The sequence below is a fragment of the Anoxybacillus mongoliensis genome (genome assembly GCF_014201515.1).
GTDB classification, from domain to species: Bacteria; Bacillota; Bacilli; order Bacillales; family Anoxybacillaceae; genus Anoxybacillus; species Anoxybacillus mongoliensis.
On sequence record NZ_JACHEQ010000023.1, the window covers coordinates 1 to 14292 of the forward strand.

General features: G+C 40.3%; 14 protein-coding genes, 1 tRNA gene, 1 rRNA gene and 2 riboswitches. Of the genes, 4 read left to right on the top strand and 12 right to left on the bottom strand.

The genetic code is table 11. The annotated features are described in order from the left end of the window. Positions 1-312: 312 nt before the first annotated feature. Both HNR43_RS13720 and guaA read right to left on the bottom strand, forming a co-directional pair. The gene (locus HNR43_RS13720) at positions 313-1638 is read right to left on the bottom strand and encodes a solute carrier family 23 protein (protein WP_183244670.1); all 1326 of its coding nucleotides are present in this window, start codon (positions 1636-1638) and stop codon (positions 313-315) included. A gap of 116 nt (positions 1639-1754) precedes the next feature. Continuing rightward, positions 1755-1856, bottom strand: a riboswitch (purine riboswitch). Between the two features lie 83 nt (positions 1857-1939). Beyond that, positions 1940-3460 carry a glutamine-hydrolyzing GMP synthase gene (guaA, locus tag HNR43_RS13725; RefSeq protein WP_183244672.1) on the bottom strand — a complete coding sequence of 507 codons (1521 nt, stop codon included), beginning with the start codon at positions 3458-3460 and terminating at the stop codon, positions 1940-1942. Positions 3461-3554: 94 nt separating this feature from the next. Continuing rightward, a riboswitch (purine riboswitch) is annotated at positions 3555-3656 on the bottom strand. Between the two features lie 125 nt (positions 3657-3781). Between guaA and HNR43_RS13730 the strand changes: the two genes are divergently transcribed. Beyond that, entirely contained in the window at positions 3782-4315 is a 534-nt protein-coding gene (locus HNR43_RS13730; RefSeq protein WP_183244658.1) for a DUF6944 family repetitive protein, read from the top strand. 16 nt (positions 4316-4331) lie between these two features. Here HNR43_RS13730 and HNR43_RS13735 read toward each other — a convergent pair whose 3' ends face one another. The 3 genes from HNR43_RS13735 to groES all read right to left on the bottom strand — a co-directional run bounded on the left by HNR43_RS13735 (position 4332) and on the right by groES (position 6983). Continuing rightward, a complete protein-coding gene (locus HNR43_RS13735; RefSeq protein ID WP_183244660.1) occupies positions 4332-4841 on the bottom strand; it encodes a GNAT family N-acetyltransferase in 510 nt (169 codons plus the stop codon). A 170-nt stretch (positions 4842-5011) separates the two neighbouring features. Beyond that, on the bottom strand, positions 5012-6628 hold the full coding sequence (gene groL, locus HNR43_RS13740; protein ID WP_006323915.1) for a chaperonin GroEL: 1617 nt from the start codon (positions 6626-6628) through the stop codon (positions 5012-5014). 70 nt (positions 6629-6698) lie between these two features. After that, positions 6699-6983, bottom strand: a complete 285-nt coding sequence (gene groES, locus HNR43_RS13745) for a co-chaperone GroES (protein WP_004888755.1) — start codon at positions 6981-6983, stop codon at positions 6699-6701. A 225-nt stretch (positions 6984-7208) separates the two neighbouring features. On the opposite strand from groES, the gene HNR43_RS13750 reads away from it, so the two are divergent. Both HNR43_RS13750 and HNR43_RS13755 read left to right on the top strand, forming a co-directional pair. After that, positions 7209-7946: a CPBP family glutamic-type intramembrane protease gene (locus tag HNR43_RS13750; protein ID WP_183244662.1), complete on the top strand. Its 738-nt coding sequence runs from the start codon at positions 7209-7211 to the stop codon at positions 7944-7946. Then, positions 7943-8116, top strand: coding sequence for a YdiK family protein (locus HNR43_RS13755; protein ID WP_032099476.1), 174 nt, complete (start codon positions 7943-7945; stop codon positions 8114-8116). The genes HNR43_RS13750 and HNR43_RS13755 overlap by 4 nt, the downstream gene beginning before the upstream one ends. Positions 8117-8125: 9 nt before the next feature. Here HNR43_RS13755 and HNR43_RS13760 read toward each other — a convergent pair whose 3' ends face one another. After that, entirely contained in the window at positions 8126-8761 is a 636-nt protein-coding gene (locus HNR43_RS13760) for a redox-sensing transcriptional repressor Rex (protein WP_009362635.1), read from the bottom strand. A gap of 227 nt (positions 8762-8988) precedes the next feature. Between HNR43_RS13760 and abc-f the strand changes: the two genes are divergently transcribed. Beyond that, positions 8989-10884, top strand: a complete 1896-nt coding sequence (gene abc-f / locus HNR43_RS13765; RefSeq protein WP_183244664.1) for a ribosomal protection-like ABC-F family protein — start codon at positions 8989-8991, stop codon at positions 10882-10884. Between the two features lie 294 nt (positions 10885-11178). On the opposite strand, the gene tsaD is transcribed toward abc-f, so the two are convergent. The 6 genes from tsaD to rrf all read right to left on the bottom strand — a co-directional run. Beyond that, positions 11179-12192, bottom strand: coding sequence for a tRNA (adenosine(37)-N6)-threonylcarbamoyltransferase complex transferase subunit TsaD (gene tsaD, locus HNR43_RS13770; protein WP_183244666.1), 1014 nt, complete (start codon positions 12190-12192; stop codon positions 11179-11181). Continuing rightward, the gene (gene rimI / locus HNR43_RS13775; protein ID WP_343055816.1) at positions 12189-12632 is read right to left on the bottom strand and encodes a ribosomal protein S18-alanine N-acetyltransferase; all 444 of its coding nucleotides are present in this window, start codon (positions 12630-12632) and stop codon (positions 12189-12191) included. Before rimI ends, tsaD begins: the two co-directional genes overlap by 4 nt. Next, the gene (gene tsaB, locus HNR43_RS13780) at positions 12633-13337 is read right to left on the bottom strand and encodes a tRNA (adenosine(37)-N6)-threonylcarbamoyltransferase complex dimerization subunit type 1 TsaB (protein WP_183244676.1); all 705 of its coding nucleotides are present in this window, start codon (positions 13335-13337) and stop codon (positions 12633-12635) included. Further along, a complete protein-coding gene (gene tsaE / locus HNR43_RS13785) occupies positions 13318-13791 on the bottom strand; it encodes a tRNA (adenosine(37)-N6)-threonylcarbamoyltransferase complex ATPase subunit type 1 TsaE (RefSeq protein WP_183244668.1) in 474 nt (157 codons plus the stop codon). Before tsaE ends, tsaB begins: the two co-directional genes overlap by 20 nt. Before the next feature lie 153 nt (positions 13792-13944). After that, positions 13945-14021 (bottom strand) — tRNA-Met (locus HNR43_RS13790). 177 nt (positions 14022-14198) lie between these two features. Next, positions 14199-14292, bottom strand: a 5S ribosomal RNA gene (gene rrf / locus HNR43_RS13795); the annotation flags it as partial.

Genomic DNA, 14292 nt, shown 5'->3' on the forward strand with positions numbered 1-14292 from the left:
CGTTCGTCCTGAGCCAGGATCAAACTCTCCATAGAAAGTTCATATCTCTAGCTTCTTTAACGCTTTTCGCTTCGTTCAGTTTTCAAGGAACATCTTGTCGCCTTTGAAGCGACCTTTTTAATATAACATTTACGTTTTTTTCTTGTCAATACTTTTTTACTTTTTCTTTTTTCATAAGTTGCTTGTTTCAATCAGCAATAAGTATATTATCAAAAACAACATACCTCGTCAACTGTTTTTTATTCATTTTTTAGCTTTATATGTCCTCAAAAAAACAAAGAGCCCATTCATTGATTGAATGGGCTTAGTCCACTATTCTCTTAAGAACAGGAAATACGCAAGAAAAACAAAAAATAAGATGTATAAGATCGGGTGAACTTCGCGTCCACGACCTTTTAAAATCATTGTAATCGGATAGAATAAAAAGCCAACTGCAATACCTGTTGCAATGCTATAAGAGAGAGGCATTGTAATTAAAGTAAAGAACGCAGGAACGGCTACCTCGAATTTTTTCCAATCGATTTCCCCCACCGATGAAGCCATCAATACCCCTACAATAATAAGTGCTGGTGCTGTAACCGGTGCAGTGATGACGCTCAATAAAGGCGAGAAAAATAAAGCAAGTAAAAATAAAATCCCCGTTACAACAGCCGAAAAACCTGAGCGTCCACCCGCTGCAACCCCAGCAGAAGATTCGATGTAAGAAGTTGTTGTAGATGTTCCTAACACAGCACCTACCATAACAGCTGTTGCATCAACAAGCAAAGCCTTTCCGGCACGCGGAAGTTTATTGTCCTTCAACAACCCAGCTTGGTTGGCAACCGCAAGTAACGTTCCAGTTGCATCAAAGAAATCAACGATGAAAAATGTTAAAACTACCCCAATCATCTTTAGCGTAAAAATTTCGTCTAAATGCTCGAATGCTACACCGAATGTAGGAGAAATATCAGGTACCGCACCTATAATTTTATCTGGAACTTCTATTAAGCCAAACATCATCCCCACAACAGCTGTAACAACCATTCCATAGAAGACTCCACCTGGAACTTTTCTCACCATAAGCGCTATTGTGACAATTAGACCGAAAATGGCCAACAACGTATTTCCATCTTTAAAGTCTCCTAATCCTACTAACGTCGCTGGATTATCAACAATGATTTTAGCATTTTGAAAGCCAATAAAAGTAATAAACAAACCGATACCAGCACCGACAGCATACTTTAACTCAATTGGAATGGCATCGATAATTTTTTCACGAACGCCTGTTAAAGTTAAAATTGTGAAGAGAATACCTGATACAAACACACCTGCCAACGCAGTTTGCCAAGGAATTTGCATATGAAGCACAACCGTAAAAGCGAAAAACGCATTCAATCCCATTCCGGGTGCTAATGCAATCGGATACTTCGCCAAAATCCCCATTAAAATCGATCCATAAGCGGCGGCCAGCGCTGTAGCAACAAACACAGCCCCTTGATCAATACGTAACTCATTTGGAAAATCGCTCACAGCCCCTAAAGAAAGTGTGAACGGATTAACAAATAAAATATAAGCCATCGATAAAAATGTTGTTAAGCCTGCGATGATCTCTCTCTTATAATTCGTGCCGAGCTCATCAAATTGGAAATACTTCTTAATCACTTCAAGTCCCTCCATATGTTGTAATAAAAAGAAAAACGCTTCTAGCAAACTACCAGAAGCGTTGACTATGATGCATAATGCACAGAACATAGAGAGGAACCAAGCAGATTCCTCTCCCCCACATTACACATCGTAGTCAAGCTATTTACGGTAGCTTGGTAGAGACTCCCGAGCCATATTCTCGAGATTATACGATGTACCCTCTATTTACTTTACACATACATTCTATCAACCAAAAAGAGCACAGTCAATATAAAAAACGAACATTTTTTATATATTTTACTTTTTCGTTCGTTTTTTATTCCCATTCAATCGTTGCCGGTGGCTTACTTGTAATGTCGTAAACAACACGATTAACATGAGGCACTTCGTTTACGATGCGTGTTGAAATAGCTTCTAACACATCCCACGGAATACGTGCCCAGTCCGCTGTCATTCCATCAATTGAAGTAACTGCACGAATACCAACCGTGTAATCATACGTACGAGCATCTCCCATCACCCCGACGCTACGAATGTCAGGGAGTACAGTGAAGTATTGCCAAATATCACGGTCGAGACCGGCTTTTTTAATTTCTTCTCGTAAAATCGCATCCGACTCCCGAACAATTTCTAGCTTTTCTTCTGTCACTTCACCTAATACACGAATGCCAAGTCCTGGCCCTGGAAACGGCTGGCGCCACACGATCTCGTCTGGGATACCTAACTCTGTGCCGAGTGCGCGCACTTCATCTTTGAAAAGTGTATTTAGCGGTTCGATTAATTTAAATTTCATATCCTCTGGTAAACCACCAACGTTATGATGCGATTTAATCGTTTGAGCCGTCGCTGTACCACTTTCAATAATGTCAGTATAAAGCGTACCTTGTACTAAAAATTCAATGCCATCAAGCTTTGCTGCTTCATCGTCAAAAACGTAAATGAACTCATTTCCAATAATTTTTCGTTTTTGCTCCGGATCGCTTACACCTTTTAATTTATTTAAAAATCGTTCTTTTGCGTCCACTTTAATGACATTCATATGGAAACCTTCGCGGAACGTTTTCATGACGCTTTCCGCTTCCCCTTTACGAAGCAATCCGTGATCAACAAAAATGCACGTTAACTGATCACCAATAGCACGATGAACGAGAACAGCCGCTACCGACGAATCGACACCGCCACTTAGAGCGCAAAGCACTTTTTTATCACCGACAAGCTCACGAATTTTACGAACTTCGTGATCAATAAAGCTTCCCATTGTCCAGTCGCCTTTACACTCACAAATGTTAAACACGAATCGTTTTAATAACTCATTTCCATACACTGAGTGACGCACTTCTGGGTGGAACTGAACGGCATAAAACTTTCTCGTTTCATCGCTCATCGCGGCAATTGGGCAAGATGGGCTCGTTGCATCAACAGTGAACCCTTCCGGTGTTTTTGCCACTAAATCCCCATGACTCATCCAAACAATTTGCTCTGTCGGTAAGTCGCTAAACAATCGAGAGACGCGTTGCACCGCAATCGTTGCTTTTCCATATTCCCGATGGGTCGCTTTTTCCACTTTTCCCCCTAAATGATGCGTCATCAACTGCATGCCGTAACAAATACCTAAAATCGGAATTCCTAACTCAAAAATGGCCGGGTCGCACGTCAAGGCTTGTTCGTCATATACACTATTTGGACCACCCGAAAAAACAATCCCTTTTACATTCATTTGTTGAATTTGCTCTGCTGTAATCGTATGTGGATGTAGCTCGCTGTACACACCGAATTCACGAATACGGCGCGTAATTAACTGATTGTACTGGCTGCCAAAATCTAAAACGACGATCATTTCCTGTTGACTCAAACGAAATCACCCCATCTACATATAATAAAAAAGCTAGCATTCATACCCCCACATAAAAAAACGAAGGCAGAATTCTAGCAATATAGAACACTGCCTTCGTAGTCGGGTCATTTACGGTGTCCCGGTAGAGACTCTCGAACCATATTATCGAGGATATACGAAGGTGCGCATCTTAAATTTTAGTCCATTCTACCAACTCTCTTCCTCATCGGTCAAGATGCCATCCTTTTTATTAAATTTTCTAACAATTAACAATGATAGGTAGCTTGCATATGATATATGAGCAAAAATTGTAGGAGAATGCACATGAGTCAATCGAAAGCACTGCTCGGTTCATTTACTCAAGCTGTAGGTACTGTCACTTCAGCCATTGGAAGCATTCCTTTTTTAAGCGATAAGAAACAGTTCGCCCTTGATTTATGGGGAAACGTATTGCAAGCGACAGGAAACGCCCTAGAGGCAGATGCCGAGATCCCTGATACACTAGGTATATACGGAAATCAAATTCAAGCTATCGGTAACGTAACCGTTGTTGCTGGACTATTAAACAAAGATGGAAGTCAACAGGAGATCACAGGAAATTGGTTACAATCATTAGGGGGGCTCATTGCGTTTGCGGATGATTGGGAAGGTGAGCAGTCATCTTTAAGCCCAGTGGGAAATTTGCTTCAATCGATCGGCAACGCCTTACAAGCTATTGGTGGCATACGTGAAGGACGAGGAAGTAAAGAGGAAGGGCAGACGATTAGCATCATTGGGGCATGGATTCAAGCTGTTGGCTCTGTTCTTTGTTTTTTAAGTCAGTTAGAAAACAAGGCTACTCGTGAAACAAAAGAGTAGCCCTTGTTTTTCAATGCTAAAACGAATCAATCTTTTTTCCAACAATAATTAAATCTCTTTTCATCCCGTCTAACTCAGCAACTTCCGGCAAATATCCCCACTTCTCAAAACCTACACTCAAAAATAGTTTCATGCTCGGCTCGTTGTGCGCAAAGATAAATCCGAGCAAAGTATCAATACCAACCTTCGGACACTCCTCGATCACTTTAGCTAAAATCCTTTTCCCTAATCCTTTTCCTCTAAAATTTTCATGAAGATAAATACTTATCTCAGCAGTCGCATGATAGGCTGGTCTCCCGTAAAAAGATTGAAGGCTTACCCAACCACAAACTTCATCTCCATATTCCACCATCCATAAAGGTCTTTGATTAGGGTCGTGTTCCTTAAACCATTCCAATCTATCGTCTACCGATACGGGCTCTGTATCAGCAGTTACTAATCGACTTGGAATTGTCGAGTTGTAAATGCTAACGATTGTCGGTAAATCATCTATACTCGCTATTCTAAATGTAACGTCTTCTAACATAATCATACTCCTTCGCATCGTTTCATTGTATATTTCTATATTAACATTCACACATAATTTTAAAATGTCTAAAAATTAAAAATCCCCTTATCTTTTTATAAGGGGATAAGTCCTTTACATAAAAAATGCGGGAGAAGCGACCAACGCCACTTCTCCCACACGAAAAAGTATTACATCATGCCGCCCATGTCAGGCATGCCAGGTGTGTTTTTGTTTTCTTCTGGCTTGTCAGCAACTACCGCTTCAGTTGTTAAGAACATAGCGGCAACAGATGCTGCGTTTTGAAGTGCAGAGCGAGTTACTTTTGTTGGGTCAACGATACCTGCTTCGATCATGTCAACCCACTCGCCAGTTGCTGCGTTGAAGCCGATGCCAGGTTTTTCTGTTTTTAAGCGTTCTACGATGACAGAACCTTCTAAACCTGCGTTTTGTGCGATTTGGCGAACTGGCTCTTCAATCGCACGAAGAACAATTTTCACACCCGTTGCTTCGTCGCCTTCAGCTTCAATAGCTGCAACTTTGCTGTACACGTTCATTAACGCTGTACCACCGCCGGCAACGATACCTTCTTCAACTGCGGCACGTGTTGCGTTCAATGCGTCTTCGATACGCAATTTGCGCTCTTTCAATTCTGTTTCTGTTGCAGCACCAACTTTGATTACCGCAACACCACCAGCTAATTTCGCTAAGCGCTCTTGTAATTTTTCACGATCAAATTCAGAAGTAGTTTCCTCTAATTGAGCACGGATTTGGTTGATGCGTGCTTGAATGTCTTCTGCACGACCAGCGCCACCAACAATTGTTGTATGTTCTTTTGTTACAACAACTTTCGCTGCACGACCAAGTGAAGCAATTGTTGTTGATTTCAATTCGCGACCCAACTCTTCTGTAATGACTTCGCCACCTGTTAAAATCGCAATATCTTGAAGCATTGCTTTACGACGATCGCCGAATCCAGGCGCTTTTACTGCAACAGCTGTGAATGTACCACGGAGCTTGTTCACAACTAATGTTGCAAGCGCTTCGCCTTCTACATCTTCAGCAATGATTAATAATGGTTTGCCTTGTTGAACAACTTGCTCTAATACAGGAAGAAGTTCTTGAATGCTTGAAACTTTTTTATCTGTAATTAAGATGTATGGATTTTCTAATACAGCTTCCATTTTATCAGAGTCTGTGATCATGTATGGAGATACATAACCACGGTCAAATTGCATACCTTCCACAACATCTAATTCTGTTGTGAAGCCTTTAGACTCTTCTAATGTAATGACGCCATCTTTACCAACGCGTTCCATTGCTTCTGCGATTAATTGACCAACTTCTTCGTCAGCCGCAGAAATCGCTGCAACTTGAGCGATAGAATCTTTGCCTTCAATTGGTTTAGAGATCGCTTTTAATTCTTCTACCGCAACAGCAACAGCTTTTTCAATACCTTTGCGAATGCCCATTGGGTTCGCACCAGCTGTTACGTTTTTCAAACCTTCACGAATCATCGCTTGTGCTAATACAGTCGCTGTTGTTGTACCGTCACCAGCAACATCGTTTGTTTTGCTTGCTACTTCCGCAACAAGTTTCGCACCCATATTTTCAAACGGATCTTCTAATTCAATTTCTTTCGCGATTGTTACACCGTCATTTGTAATTAATGGAGAACCAAATTTTTTCTCTAATACAACGTTACGACCTTTTGGACCTAATGTTACTTTTACTGCATCAGCTAATTTATCTACACCGCGTAACATCGCACGACGAGCTTCTTCGCTGAATTTAATTTCTTTTGCCATACATCTTACCCCCTTGATGATCATTTTTGTTAAGTATTTTTGTATGCTTTATATGTTATCAGGCGAACGATTAACCAATCACAGCTAAAATGTCGCTTTCACGTAAGATTAAATATTCTTTTCCATCATATTTCACTTCTGTACCCGCATATTTTGAGAAGATGATGCGGTCACCAACACTCACTTCTGGAGCTACACGCTCACCATTATCGAGAACGCGACCTGATCCAACTGCAACAACTTTCCCTTCTTGTGGCTTTTCTTTCGCTGTGTCTGGTAAAACAATTCCGCTCGCTGTTTTCTCTTCAGTTTGGATTAATTCAATGACAATGCGATCACCTAGTGGCTTCAACACGGCAAACGACCTCCTTAATTAGATTTTCGTTCCGTTATTAGCACTCGTTATTATTGAGTGCTAACACACTTATTATATTAATGAACTTTTTTCAATTTTGCAAGTAGGAAGTTAAAAATTTTTCACTAAATGTTTCCCTTTTTCATTATGTCTTTCCTTTCGAAATTCATACAAAAAATATGGTAAAATGAAAAAGTACTCATTTTGCAAAAAGGGGTTGAACATGTGAAAAAGCAATATTGGTTTGTCATCATTACATACATTGCTATGCAACTATCCAGTTTAGTTGGCGTTCCTCTACTCGCACATAGCGGATTTATTAACGCATCAAATAAAGAAGTAGCTTTTTCGATCGCCTCTGGTTATTGGGCTGTTATTAGTTTTTCGATTGCTCTTTTTTTCGTTCTTTATTTCATGAAAGAAGATATGAAGTATTCGTATGATCGCCATCAAGCATCAATTGGAACGTCGATCTTTTGGGCAATTGGGGGGTTTTTGCTCGCTCTTTTCGCCCAAGGCATTGCAGCAAACATCGAAGTACACCTCTTTGGTGTCGAAATGGGATCCGAAAACACACGACGCATCGTTGAAATGGTAAAACTCACACCAGCACTTATACTTGTCACTTCGATCGTCGGACCGATTTTAGAAGAAATCATCTTTCGAAAAATTATTTTCGGAACGTTGTATAAAAAATATAACTTTCTTTTATCAGCCCTTGTCAGTTCACTTTTATTTGCCGTTGTCCATTTAGAGTTCGAACATTTGCTTCTTTACGCAACAATGGGATTTGTATTTGCCTTCTTATATGTCAAAACAAAACGCATTCTCGTACCTATTGTGGCCCATGTGCTCATGAACACCTTTGTCGTTGCCATTCAAACATTATTTGCCGAAGAAATTGAAAAAATGATGCGCGAAGCAGAACAAATGCAATTCGTGATTTGGAGGCTGTTTTCATGAAATCTGAACCGTTGTTTTATTTTCTCATGGGCATTTTATTTACTTATTTTGCTGTGGATAGTGCCGATGATGGTATTTGGGATGTAACGACGATGTTATTCATCCTAATTGCAACATTTGATTTTGGCACAGCAATTCGTTCTTTATTGAAAAAAACCTCCCGCTCATAAACGGGAGGTTTACTCATTTCCGTAATGTTTTAAAAAGTAAACGAGTGACTGCAATTCGACCGCTAAATCAATATGATGAACACGAATGTGTTCTGGCACATGCAGACGAGCAGGCGTAAAGTTTAAAATTCCTTTAATGCCTTTTTGAACAAGTCGGTCAGTAATCGGCTGAGCAACCTGAGCAGGAACAGTTAAAATCGCTACCGTAATTCCACCGAGTTTTTCTTCCAATTCATCTAAATGATAAACTGGAACTCCTCCGACTTCTGTTCCGACTTTATCTGGATCTACATCGAACGCCATCACAATTTTCGTATTATTGTTTTTGCTAAAATTGTAGTTCAAAAATGCCGTCCCTAAATTACCGACTCCAAATAACGCGACTTCTGTCGTTTCATCTTGATCTAACGTTTTACGGAAAAACGACAGCAAATAATTCACATTATATCCGTATCCTTTTTTTCCAAGCGCACCAAAGTATGAAAAATCACGGCGAATCGTTGCTGAATCGACTTTTACAGCTTCACTTAACTCCGCTGAAGATACACGCTGCTTTCCTGATGCATGCAAGTTTTTCAAAAAACGATAATACAACGGTAGTCGCTTTGCGGTCGCCTGCGGAATTTTTGGTTGTTCATTGTTCACGAGTCAATCCCCCACATTTCCTTTCACAAATAGTTAGCGCTTTCATTTTTCTCTCCTATACATCGAAAAAGTTCTCTCCACTTTTAAACTATACACTATTTTTTTCATTCTGTCTTTCCTTTGTACCCTTTATTATTATTTTTGTCAAATTTGTTATTCACACACTAGTATTGCCGAACATGAAGAAAGTGCGTTACACTATCAAAAGAAGATTGAGGTGAGAAATGATGATCATTTTACAAATAAACCAACTATCCAAATCATATGGAGCTGAACAAGTTTTATCAGACATAAAACTTGAAATACAAGAAAAAGATCGCATTGCTCTAGTTGGGAGAAACGGCGCAGGAAAATCAACATTATTAAAAATCATTGCTGGCCAATTGTCATACGATACAGGTGAAATTATAAAGCCGAAACATGTGACAATCGGCTATTTAGATCAATATACAGGTTTGCAAGCTCATCGCTCCATTTGGGACGAAATGCTCGATGTTTTTGCCCCGCTTCAACAAATGGAAAAGAAATTGCGTGAACTAGAACAACAAATGAGCTTGCATGATGCTGACTACGAAAGACTATTAGAGCAATATGATCGTTTACAAACGGAATTTAAGGAAAAAGGCGGTTATCAATATGAAGCAGATATTCGTTCTGTTCTTCATGGCCTTCGCTTTTCCCAGTACGATTATACAACAAAAGTATCAACATTAAGCGGCGGACAGCGGACGAGACTAGCGCTAGGAAAACTACTTCTGACTAAGCCAAATTTACTTATTTTAGACGAACCAACGAACCATTTAGATATGGAAACATTACAATGGCTTGAACAGTATTTAAAAAACTATACAGGAGCCATTCTCATCGTCTCGCACGATCGCTATTTTCTTGATCAAATCGTCACACAAGTATACGAGTTGTCGCGCACAAAAATAAAAAAATATGTTGGAAACTATACAAGCTACTTACATCAACGGGCGGAGCAATTTGAACAACAACTGAAATTGTACGAAAAACAACAAGAGGAAATCACAAAATTAAAAGATTTTATTCAACGAAATATCGCTCGCGCCTCAACAACAAAGCGGGCACAAAGCCGTAGAAAGCAACTAGAAAAAATGAACATCATCGAAAAGCCGCTTGGTGATGAGAAATCGGCATCATTTCGTTTCGAAATCGAACGGCCAAGCGGAAATGATGTGCTAACAGCCAACAATTTAGCGATCGGTTACGATCACATCATCGCAAAAAATCTTTCATTTCGCATCACTCGCGGGGATAGTATTGCACTGATTGGACCGAACGGCATTGGAAAATCGACTCTTCTAAAAACGATCGTCAAACGACTTCCTATAAAACAAGGGGAGCTGCGTTACGGAACAAACGTACAAATCGGTTATTATGATCAAGAACAAGCGGAATTAACATCTAATAAACGCGTCATCGACGAGCTGTGGGATGAAGATCGATTAAAAACAGAGAAAGAAATTCGGACCATTCTCGGAAACTTTTTATTCTCTGGTGACGATGTATTGAAGCCTGTTCAGACATTAAGCGGCGGGGAAAAAGCACGGCTCGCTCTCGCTAAGCTAATGATGAAAAAAGCGAACGTATTAGTTTTAGACGAGCCGACAAACCATTTGGATTTAGATAGCAAAGAAGTGCTAGAACAAGCACTCATTGAATATCCTGGGACAATTATATTCGTCTCTCATGACCGTTATTTTATTAACAGAATCGCAACCAAAATATATGAGTTATCCACAGATGGACTTGTGGAATATTTGGGAGACTACGATTATTATGTGGCAAAAAAAGCAGAGTTGCTTGAGCTTGGACAACTCAATGAAAAGACGATAACAGAAGAACGATCTTCACCAAAGCGTTCATACGAAGAAGAAAAAGAGCGAAAAAAGCTTGAACGACAGCGAAAACGAAAACTAGAACAACTAGAGCTGGAAATGGAGCAACTGGAGCAACAAATTGCTGCATATGAACAACAATTATATGATCCTTCCTGTTACAATGACTATGAAAAAGCTCGGGATACTCAAGCAAAGATCGAAGAACTAAAGAAAAAATTCGACGAACTATTTGAACAATGGGAACTTTTACAACAATAATAATGAGCTAGCCCCATTTGTGGACTAGCTCATTTTTTACACAAATATATCCACAGAAAAAACACCTAAATATAAGTTATTCACCTACTTTTCCACATTATCCACAAGAAAATCAAAAAATCCACATATATCATTGTGGTTAACTCGTTATGATAAAATAACATACAATCAACGTTTTCCACATTATTCACATATATGTGGATAAAATAATCCACAAAAAAGTTCAGTTTTTCTTCGAAGAAATTTATACGATTATAAGAAAGGGTGCCCGGTTACTTTTAGGGCACCCTGTTGCTATAACAGTAAACTTGGGTTTGCATTTAACGCCATGGTGGCGCGCTTTCCTTGTTGAAATAATACCGTTCCCGCTGCCGCAATCATCGCAGCATTATCTGTGCAAAGCGACAACGGCGGGATAACTAACTCGACTTCCGGCAGCTGCTTCATTTGTTTTTGTAATTGCGTACGCAGTCCTTCATTTGCTGCCACACCGCCAGCTAACAAGACTTGTTTCACTCGATAATGTATAGCTGCTTGTATCGTCTTTTCTACTAATACTTCGATGACACTTGCCTGAAAACTTGCCGCCATATCTTCAGGACGAATCGTCTCTCCACGCTGTTTTGCATTGTGCAACGCATTAATAACCGCTGATTTTAATCCGCTAAAACTAAAATCATATGAACCTTCTTCAAGCCATGCGCGCGGTAAATCAATAGTTGGTTTTCCATGTTTCGCTAAGCGATCAATGTGGGGTCCTCCCGGATAAGGTAGTTGTAACGCTCGGGCAACTTTGTCATACGCTTCCCCTGCCGCATCATCGCGCGTCTCGCCAATCACTTCAAATACACCATGCTCCTTCATGTAAATCAGTTCCGTATGACCTCCTGATACAACAAGGGCTAAAAGTGGAAATTTCATTTCTTGTACAAGCTGATTCGCATAAATATGCCCTGCGATATGATGCACATTAACAAGAGGAATGCGATGTGCAAAAGCTAATGCCTTCGCTGCATTCACGCCGATTAATAGCGCACCTACTAATCCTGGACCTTCTGTCACCGCAATGGCATCGAGCTTGCTCACATCCATATTTGCTCGCCTCATCGTTTCTTCTAACACGAGCGTCATTTGTTCAACATGATGACGTGAGGCAATTTCAGGAACAACTCCTCCAAATCGCTGGTGACTTTCCATTTGTGAAGCGACAACGTTAGCTACAATTTCACGTCCGTTTTTCACAATGGCTGCAGCTGTTTCATCGCAACTTGTTTCAATTCCAAGTACAAATATATCCTTTTTACTCATAATTTCACCCACATGACTAATGCATCTTCTTGATTATCCGAATAGTATCGTTTACGAATACCTCCATTTAAAAAGCCGAGTTTCCGATACAATGATTGTGCAACGATGTTCGATACTCGCACTTCTAACGTCATTGTTTGCGCTCCTTCTTTTTTTGCCAACTCCATCGCCTGTTTCATCAATGCTTCTCCTAACTTTTTGCCACGAAACTCCGACAATACCGCAATGTTTGTAATATGTGCCTCATCCATGACCAGCCACATACCACAATAACCGATAATTTGTCCATCATACTCCATCACAATGTAACGAGCATACGGATTGTTTGTCAATTCTTGATAAAAGGAAGAACGGCTCCACGGAAGTGTAAATGAACATTGCTCAATTTCTATAATACGATCAAGATCTTGAAGCGTCATAAAACGAAAAAAAACATTCACTTAACCTTCCGCCCTTTCTTGTTGACGAGCAAGCCAATTCGCTTCGGCCTCTGCTAAACGAATATAATTTGGGACAAATGTATGAACATCTTCTGGTTCACGATTCATACCTAACCATGCGAGTTCGCTTGGGCGCGGATTGTGAAAGGTCGCTGAAGCTACTTGAACAGAATGACCTAGCGCTTCAACAAACACTGCTTCGTGTAGCACACTATCATTTCCAACTAATAAAATGGGTTCATTGTACGATTTTAATTCATTTGCCCACTCTGTAGCTAAAATAACTTGATCAGCTACAACGGATTGAATATTGCCTCCTTCAGCTTTGTAAAGACCTGTATAAATTTGTCCGCGTCGAGCGTCCATTAATGGAACAATAACCCCGTCAAAATACTTCGCATTTGCTGCCATCACTTCTAAACTCGATATACCGACAAGTGGAATGCGCAACGTCCAAGCAAGCGTTTTGGCAATCGTCACACCAATGCGGACACCTGTGTATGATCCAGGTCCTTTCGCAACAACAATACGGTCAAGATCTTGTGGGCTTACCTCACATTCTTGAAGAAGCGCCTCAATCGCAGGCATTACTCGTATTGAATGATTTTTTTTCAAATTCGTAATCATTTCGCCTTTAACGACTTGTCCATCAACGATAGCGATTCCCATAACAAAGGTGGATGTATCAATGGCTAACACTTTCATCACTAAAAATCTCCTTACATAGCTGTTTATACCGTTCACCAATCGGTGAAAAACGAATGATTCGATTTTCTCCATCCGCATGGTGAATCGTAATATGTAAGCGCTCAGATGGCAAATATGGTTCAATTAAGTGTGCCCATTCGACAACTGTTACACCATCACCAAAAAAATATTCATCAAATCCTAAATCTTCTTCGCTTTCATCTAAACGATATACATCCATATGATACAAAGGTAAACGCCCTTCATAATGCTTTATAATAGTAAAAGTTGGGCTGTTCACATTACGGTCAATTCCTAAACCTTTTGCTAATCCTTTTGTAAATGTTGTTTTTCCTGCCCCCAAATCACCTTCTAACGTAATAACGTCTTTTGGCTGAACATATCGAGCAAGTTTCATCGCTAATGCCAACGTATCTTCAGGATGATGTGATACATATTCATATGTTTTCATCGTTCATTCCCCTAATTGAATAAAATCAACATACAAAAAAGACCTTAGGATCGCTCTCCTAAGGAAATGCTACACATATAAGTGTACACGAAAATAAATCATAACGCAAAAAAAGGCATAAAAAAATACGAAACTTACATCGTTTCGCTTCATTGGTTGCGGGGGCAGGATTTGAACCTGCGACCTTCGGGTTATGAGCCCGACGAGCTACCTGGCTGCTCCACCCCGCGGCAATTAGGAAATAACTAAAAGGTTTATCGAATGGAACAGAACCCTCGTAAAAAACTGGCCGTCCCGCTCTCAATTAGTATATTCAAGTAGTGACTCGAGCGGTACGCTGATGTGAACTCACAGCGGTGAATTCGTTCGTGCTCCACCCCGCGGCAATAGAAAATAAACGTAATAATGCCCGGCAACGTCCTACTCTCGCAGGCGGTGTCCCGCCAACTACCATCGGCGCTGGAGAGCTTAACTTCCGTGTTCGGGATGGGAACGGGTGTG